At 75.4% G+C, this 6,553-nt stretch carries 6 protein-coding genes; 2 read left to right on the top strand and 4 right to left on the bottom strand.

What is annotated here, in order from left to right:
• The first annotated feature begins 529 nt into the window (after positions 1 to 529).
• On the top strand, positions 530 to 1,498 hold the full coding sequence (locus ABT122_RS10590; protein WP_351548423.1) for a terpene synthase family protein: 969 nt from the start codon (positions 530 to 532) through the stop codon (positions 1,496 to 1,498).
• A gap of 76 nt (positions 1,499 to 1,574) precedes the next feature.
• Here the strand turns inward: ABT122_RS10590 and ABT122_RS10585 are convergent, their stop codons facing one another.
• The 4 genes from ABT122_RS10585 to ABT122_RS10570 all read right to left on the bottom strand — a co-directional run bounded on the left by ABT122_RS10585 (position 1,575) and on the right by ABT122_RS10570 (position 5,496).
• Positions 1,575 to 2,606 carry an ABC-2 membrane transporter-related protein gene (locus ABT122_RS10585; RefSeq protein WP_351548420.1) on the bottom strand — a complete coding sequence of 344 codons (1,032 nt, stop codon included), beginning with the start codon at positions 2,604 to 2,606 and terminating at the stop codon, positions 1,575 to 1,577.
• Positions 2,603 to 3,529 (bottom strand): ABC transporter ATP-binding protein, encoded by a 927-nt coding sequence (locus ABT122_RS10580; RefSeq protein ID WP_351548417.1) that lies wholly within the window; start codon positions 3,527 to 3,529, stop codon positions 2,603 to 2,605. The genes ABT122_RS10585 and ABT122_RS10580 overlap by 4 nt, the downstream gene beginning before the upstream one ends.
• Positions 3,530 to 3,665: 136 nt before the next feature.
• Positions 3,666 to 4,823 carry a sensor histidine kinase gene (locus ABT122_RS10575; RefSeq protein WP_351548415.1) on the bottom strand — a complete coding sequence of 386 codons (1,158 nt, stop codon included), beginning with the start codon at positions 4,821 to 4,823 and terminating at the stop codon, positions 3,666 to 3,668.
• 127 nt (positions 4,824 to 4,950) lie between these two features.
• Positions 4,951 to 5,496, bottom strand: coding sequence for a metal transporter (locus tag ABT122_RS10570; protein WP_351548413.1), 546 nt, complete (start codon positions 5,494 to 5,496; stop codon positions 4,951 to 4,953).
• Positions 5,497 to 5,746: 250 nt separating this feature from the next.
• Here ABT122_RS10570 and ABT122_RS10565 point away from each other — a divergent pair, with 250 nt between their 5' ends.
• Complete coding sequence (locus ABT122_RS10565) at positions 5,747 to 6,400, top strand: response regulator (protein WP_351548410.1); 654 nt, start codon at positions 5,747 to 5,749, stop codon at positions 6,398 to 6,400.
• Positions 6,401 to 6,553 lie beyond the last annotated feature (153 nt).

The raw sequence follows: 6,553 nt of genomic DNA, 5'->3' as shown, positions 1-6,553 counted from the left end.
CCCCTCCCGCGATCGAGCAGCACCACCCAGCCCCTCCGGCGATTGAGGAGCGGGGGCTCGGGGGCCGGCCCCCGACCGCGACCCGCAGCATGCGGGCACCTGTCGCACAGGGTCCGTCCTCAAACGCCGGACGGGCTGGGTGTGCTCGGGCCACCCGTGGTGCGGGGTCCGTCCTCAAACGCCGGACAGGCTGGGTGTGCTCGGGGCACCCGTGGTGCGGCGTCCGTCCTCAAACGCCGGACGGGCCGGGTTTGCTCAGCCTCTCCCGCGATCGAGCAGCACCACCCCAGCCCCTCCGGCGATTGAGGAGCGGGGGCTCGGGGGCCGGCCCCCGACCGGGGCCCGCAGCTTGCGGGCAGCTGTCGCACAGGGGGCCGTGCTCAGGCGCCCGGCGGGCGGGGCAGTCCGCGAGTGCCGGGCCCGTCAGGGGCGCGCGGGCCGAAAGTGATCGCCGGTCTGGCGCGCGGCGCGACTTCCGGTGTACTGAGGGCTTCGCATCCCACCACCCACCCCGCAGCGAGGCCCCTCCATGACCCAGCCCCCCTCCGTCTTCGGTATACGCGTCCCCGACCGGGTCCACCCCGCCGCCGACCACATCGGCCGGCACCTGATGGCCTGGGCGGTCCACACCGGCCTGGCGTCGGACGGCCGCGACATGGCCCGGCTCGACTCCGCCGGGTACCACCTCGCGGCGGCCCGTGTCCTGCCCGACGCCGCCCCCGCCGGGGTGGAACTCTTCGCCGAGTGGACCGTGTGGCTCTTCCACCTCGACGACGAACAGGACCAGGGGGCCATGGGCCGGTCCGCCGCATCCGTCGCCGCCGGCTACGACGCCATCACCGCCGTGATGGCGGGCCGGCCCGCCCCCGCCGGAGCCTCCCCCGCGGTCACCGCGGCGGCCGCGCTCTGGCCCCGTACCGCCGGGCGGATGTCCCCGGCGTGGTCCCGCCGCTTCCTGGCGCACATCCACGACCACCGCGACGCCTTCATCGCCCAGGCCGCCCACCGCGCCGGCGGCACCCTGCCGACCCCCGAGCAGTACCCCGCGCTGCGCCGGAACGACAACGCCATGTTCCTGTACGACCTGGTGGAGGTCGCCCACCGGACCGAGATCCCCCCGGAGCTGGCCGGTGACCCGCACTGGACCGAGCTGTGCGCGGCCTCCAGCGACATCGGCGCCTGGTGCAACGATCTGCTGTCGCTGGACCGGGAGGCCGCCAACGGCGAGACCACCAACTACGTCACCGTCCTCGAACACGCCACGGGCGCCGGACGGCACGCCGCCGTGGAGCAGGTCCGTGCGCTCATCACCCGCCGGTCGCACGATCTGGCGGCGGCCGCGGACGCCTGTCTCGCCCGGGCGGCGGACCTCGCGCCGCGCACCGACCCGGACGGGGTCCGGCGGGTCGTCGCCACCATCGTCGACATGCCCGGCGCGTATGTGGCCTGGATGCTCGCGTCCGGCCGGTACGAGGCGCCGCTCCACCCGGCCCCGTAGCGGACGGGGTACGGCGGCGCCGGTGGGTGCCGGCGTCGCCGAGGGCATGGCCCGCGCGGGTGCCCCCCACACCGGCTCACCCCGCCCGGCGGCCGATCCGCCGGAGGGACACCGCGAGGAGCACCCCGCTGAGCAGCAGATGGATCGCGGTCTCCAGCCACTGGAACGCCCAGTAACGGCTGCCGGGGTGGTAGAGGACATCGACCCGCAGATCCCGCTCGGCCAGGCACGCCGCCGTGTCGCCGAAGGTGCCGCCCGTGCCGGTGCTGGGCGGGCTGTCGAGACAGGCGTTGAACTCGGCACCGCCCAGGGGCTTCCCGTCCGCGGTGCGGAGCGGGCCGGTCTCGGCGATCCACGCGTCGGGCTCGCCCGGGACGGTCACCCCTCCGATGACGGCTCCCCCGCCGATACTGCCCAGACTCCGTGCCCCGTTGATGACTTCGACCGTCATCGGCAGCGTGGCCCTCTCCGGCGGCATGAGACCGGGCCGCACCACGTTGGGGAAGAAGAACTGGAAGGCGATGAAGCCGACGAGCGTCACGGCCATCGCGGGCAGGGTGCGGCGCAGCAGAAGACCGATGGTGGTGCCCAGGGTGACGGCCAGCGCGGCGTGGCCGATCGGCGCGATGTTCCGCGCGCCGAACACCAGGGTGTCGAACCGCTCCTTGACGACCTCGTCGAAGGGGGCGGCGGCCCAGGTGAGACAGGCGGACGCGACACCCGTCAGCACCATGGCCGCCGAAACGGCGAGCAGCACCTTGCCGAGCAGCCAGCGCGTTCGGGTGACGCTCTGGTTCCACACCAGCCGGTGGGTGCCGTTCTCCAGCTCGCGGGCGACCAGGGGCGCGCCCCAGAAGGTGCCGAGGACGGCGGGGATCAGGGCGAGTCCGGTCGCGAGGAACAGCAGCGTGTTCTGATGGGCGCCGCGGAACCCGGCCTTCGCCCGGGCGCAGCCGGCCCCGTCCCGGTCCTGGCAGTGGGCCCGGTAGACCTCGTAGCCGTCGCGGATCTCCATACCGGTGTACAGCAGATACGCGGCGATGACCAGCAGCGCCCCGGCGCCGGCCAGTGCCTGGAGGCGGAACTGCCGCCAGCTCAGCCACATCATCGCGGGCCCTCCCCGGTGGTGCTCCCGGTCCGTCCGGCTCGGTCGCCGGCCGCCGCCCGGGTCATATGGGCGAGGACGAGCTCCTCCAGCGAGACGGGCTCGGCCGGGTACGGCAGCGCCGCGTGCGGGGTGTCGGTGCGGACCAGCGCCGTGCTGCGCCCGCCGCTCTGCCCGGTTTGGATCACCTCGGTCCCGGCGGGCGGCCGTATCGGCGCGCCGGCCGGCGCGACCAGCCGGGTGTGCCCGGCCAGCAGGTCCCGGGTGTCGCCGGCGAGCTGCACCCGTGCGCCGCAGAGCACGATGAGGTGGTCACAGACCTGTTCGATGTCGCCCAGCAGATGGGAGGAGAGCACGGCGCCGGCGCCGAGTTCGCGTACGGATTCCATCAGGTTCAGCAGAAATCCCCGGCGGGCCAGCGGGTCCAGCGCCGCCGCCGGTTCGTCGAGGATCAGCAGTTCGGGCCGCTTGGCCGCCGCGATGGCCAGCGCGAGCTGTGCCCGCTGGCCGCCCGAGAGCTGCCCCGCCTTCTGCGCGGGGTCCAGTCCCGCCCGGCGGATGCGCCGCTCGGCGAGGGACGGGTCCCAGGAGGGGTTCATCCTGGCGCCGAGGCCGAGGTGCTCGCCCACGGTGAACGAGCCGTACACCGGTGTGTTCTGCGCGACGAAGCCGACGCGGGCCAGATGCGCGGCGCTCGCCGCCGGGCGTGATCCCAGCACGGTCAGCGAGCCGGCCGTGGGTTCGATCAGTCCGCAGGCCAGGTGCAGCAGCGTGGACTTGCCGGCCCCGTTCGGGCCGACGAGGCCGATGACCCGGCCGGCGGGGACGGTGAGGTCGACCTCGTGGAGGGCGGGCCGGCCGCGGCGGCCGTATGTCTTGGTCAGCCTCTCGGCGCGCAGGACCGGAGGGGAGGTTGCTTGTGCCATGCCGACCATCCTGGAATCGCGCCCGTGTCCCGGCATCGGCCGAAAGCACGGCTCCCGCCGCCGGGGGCCGTCCCTCTGACCGGTTCGGTCCCGCACCGGGATTCCCGGCGGGTCCGGCGGTCCGGCGGTCAGCCGGTCAGCCGGGCCGCCCGGTGGGGAGGTGCAGGGGCAGGGTCGCCCGCACGGCCCAGCCGCCGCCGGGCCGGGGGCCGGCGACGAGCGAGCCGCCGAGCGTCTCGACCCGCTCGCGCATACCGATCAGCCCGTAACCGGCGCGGGGGCGGGGCAGGACGGAGCGCGGCGGGGCGTCGTCGACGACTTCCACGGTGACGGCTCCGGGCGCCCGGCCGACGGTGATCTCGACCGACCGGGTGTGCCGCGCGTGGCGCAGGACGTTCGTCAGCGCCTCCTGGACGACGCGGTACACGGTGCTGGTCACCTCCGGTGGCCATGGGTCGCCGTCGCCGGGCACGCTCAGTCGCACCGCCGGGCCCTGCCGTCCGAACCGCTCCACCAGGGCGCTCAGCGACTCCGGCCCGGGCGAGGCGGGCGCGGTGGCATCGGCGCCGTCGGTGGCCCCGGTGTCGCGCAGCAGGCCGACGACGCGGCGCATCGCGGCCATGGCCTCGGCGCCGGCGGCCTCGATATCGGCCAGCGATTCGGGTATCCGCTCCGGGCTCCGCCGCGCGACGATCCGGGCGGCCTGGGCCTGGATCAGCATCCCGGTGATGTGGTGAGCCACCACATCGTGCAACTCACGTGCCAGATCGAGCCGTTCGGCACGGCGCAGCCGCTCCTCGGCGGCCCTGGCCCGGTTGTCGAGCATCCGCAGCGACAGTCCCGCCCCGAGGGCGGCGAGGAGGACCGCGCCGGCGATGAACGGGACGGCCGACAGCGGCCGGGCGGCGAACTGGGCGGCGACCACCACTGTTCCGCCGCCCGCGATGCCCGCGGCCCGCTCCGCCGGCAGTGCCCTGACCGCGGAGGCGATGAGCACCGCGAGGCCCAGGGCCGTCGAGGGTCCGAGTCCGGCGGGAAGCCGGGTGCCGGGCAGCATCGGGACGAGGACGGCCAGCGCGGCGACGGCCAGGCCCGCGACCGCCGTCCGGGTCCGCTTCCGGTGGCGTATCAGCGCGAGGGCGCACACCAGCGCTCCGGTCGCCGCGCCGGGCACCCAGAACAGGCCGCCCCAGGTCTGCGCGATGGCGAGCGCCTGGACCGAGATCACCAGCAGGAAGACGGAGCCGAGCGCGGCGGCGGGCAGGGCCCTGACCCATCGTTCCGGAGTGATCATGCCGACCAGGCTAGCGAGCCCGCGCGGCCGGTCCGGACCGTCGGGCGGGGTGGCGGACCGGGCGGCGGGCCGGGCCGGGTCCGGCAGTTGCGAGGGTTCCGCCGGGTCCGGCGGGCCCCCGCCCGGCCTACCGATGCGGCGGGGCTCCCCAGGACCCCTGCGGCGCGGCGCGGCCGGCGCGCGGCCGGCGGTCGAGGAGGCGCAGCACCGGCCCGGTGACCAGGGCGGCGGCCAGCCCCGCGACGGCGATGACCGTCACGGCGGTCCAGCCCCCGGCTCCGGCCCACCCGGTCACTCCGGTGCCGCAGACGGCGATCGCGGCGGCCGGGCCCGGCGGCAGCGCCCGTACCGCCGAACCGACGAGCACGGACAGCCCCAGCACCGTGGCGGGCGCGGGCTCCTGCGGCAGACGGTCGCCGGTGGCCGCGCCCAGCGCGAGCGCCATGGCCGTCACGGCCAGGCCGGCGAGCGCGGTGAGCGCCCTGTTCCGCTCGCGCAGCAGCGCGAGTGCGCCCACCACCACCGAGACGGCGGAGCCGGGGACCCAGGAGGCGCCGCTCCGGCTGTCCAGGAGCAGATACGCCGTGGCGGCGATCCCCAGGGCGAGTACGGCACCGAGCCCGGCGTTGAACCTCGTCCGTGCCGGTCGGACCGGCCGCTCCGCTGTGTTCATGCGGATGAGGCTAGGGAGCGCGGACCCGTCGCACACCGGTCAGAAGTACGGAAGAGCGCCGGGGGAACCGTACTCGGGGAGGGTCCCGGACAGGGGCCCGGGCGGGGTTCCGCGCCGGTGGACCGGGGCCGTGGGAGGCGGGGGCCGCACTCCGGGCACGGCCGTGACCCCGGTGGTACGGTCGACCGGCCCCGACCCGGAACGGGCCGGTCCGTGCGGCCCGTTGTGCCCGTCCCCCCAGGGAGCCCGGATGACCATCAAGGTGCTGATAGCCGACGACCAGTCCATGATCCGCCGCGGTCTGCGGCTGATCCTGGAGGAGGAGTCCGACATCGTCGTCGTCGGCGAGGCCGCGGACGGAGCGGAGACGGTCTCCCTGGCCCGGCGGCTGCGGCCCGATGTGTGTCTGGTCGACATCAGGATGCCGAAGCTGGACGGCATCGAGGTCACCCGGCTGCTGGCCGGCCAGGGGGTGGCCGACCCCCTCCGGGTCGTCGTGGTCACCACCTTCGACACGGACGAGTACGTGTACGGGGCGCTGCGGGGCGGGGCGGTGGGGTTCGTCCTGAAGGACGCCGGACCGGCCCTCCTGGTGGAGGCGGTCCGCGCCGCCCACAACGGGGAGGCGCTGGTCTCGCCGTCGATCACACTCCGGCTGCTGCGCCAGGTGATCTCCGCCGGGGCGCCCCGGGCCCCTCAGCGGTCGCCGCTGTCGGAACGCGAGTCCGAGGTGGTGCGGTCCATCGCCCGGGGCCGCACCAACCTGGAGATCGCCTCGGAACTCTTCATCTCGCTGAGCACCGTGAAGAGCCATGTGTCCGGCATCCAGGCCAAGCTCGGAACGCGCAACCGGCTGGAGATCGCCGCGTGGGCGTGGGAGAACCGCGTGGTGGAGAGCGGATAGCGGCGCCCCGGTCACCGTGGGTGGCCGCCGCGCGGACGGGTGAACGGGACGGGTCCCGGTGCGCGGGAACCGCGCGGCCGGGGCAGCGATGAGTTCCGGGCGCCCTCCCGGTCCGAACAGAGAAGGCGGAGAGCGACCGCAGCGCAGTCGACG

The organism is Streptomyces sp. NPDC001985 (assembly GCF_040296845.1).
GTDB lineage: Bacteria > Actinomycetota > Actinomycetes > Streptomycetales > Streptomycetaceae > Streptomyces.
Note: the sequence above shows the minus strand (reverse complement) of the source record. Positions and strands in the feature narration are given on the sequence as shown.

What these genes read in the sequence shown, in the direction of transcription:
- ABT122_RS10565 (WP_351548410.1), top strand. Translation starts at nt 5,747, where the DNA reads ATGACCATCAAGGTGCTGATAGCCGACGACCAGTCCATGATCCGCCGC.
- ABT122_RS10580 (WP_351548417.1), bottom strand. Translation starts at nt 3,529, where the DNA reads ATGGCACAAGCAACCTCCCCTCCGGTCCTGCGCGCCGAGAGGCTGACC.
- ABT122_RS10590 (WP_351548423.1), top strand. Translation starts at nt 530, where the DNA reads ATGACCCAGCCCCCCTCCGTCTTCGGTATACGCGTCCCCGACCGGGTC.
- ABT122_RS10575 (WP_351548415.1), bottom strand. Translation starts at nt 4,823, where the DNA reads ATGATCACTCCGGAACGATGGGTCAGGGCCCTGCCCGCCGCCGCGCTC.
- ABT122_RS10585 (WP_351548420.1), bottom strand. Translation starts at nt 2,606, where the DNA reads ATGATGTGGCTGAGCTGGCGGCAGTTCCGCCTCCAGGCACTGGCCGGC.
- ABT122_RS10570 (WP_351548413.1), bottom strand. Translation starts at nt 5,496, where the DNA reads ATGAACACAGCGGAGCGGCCGGTCCGACCGGCACGGACGAGGTTCAAC.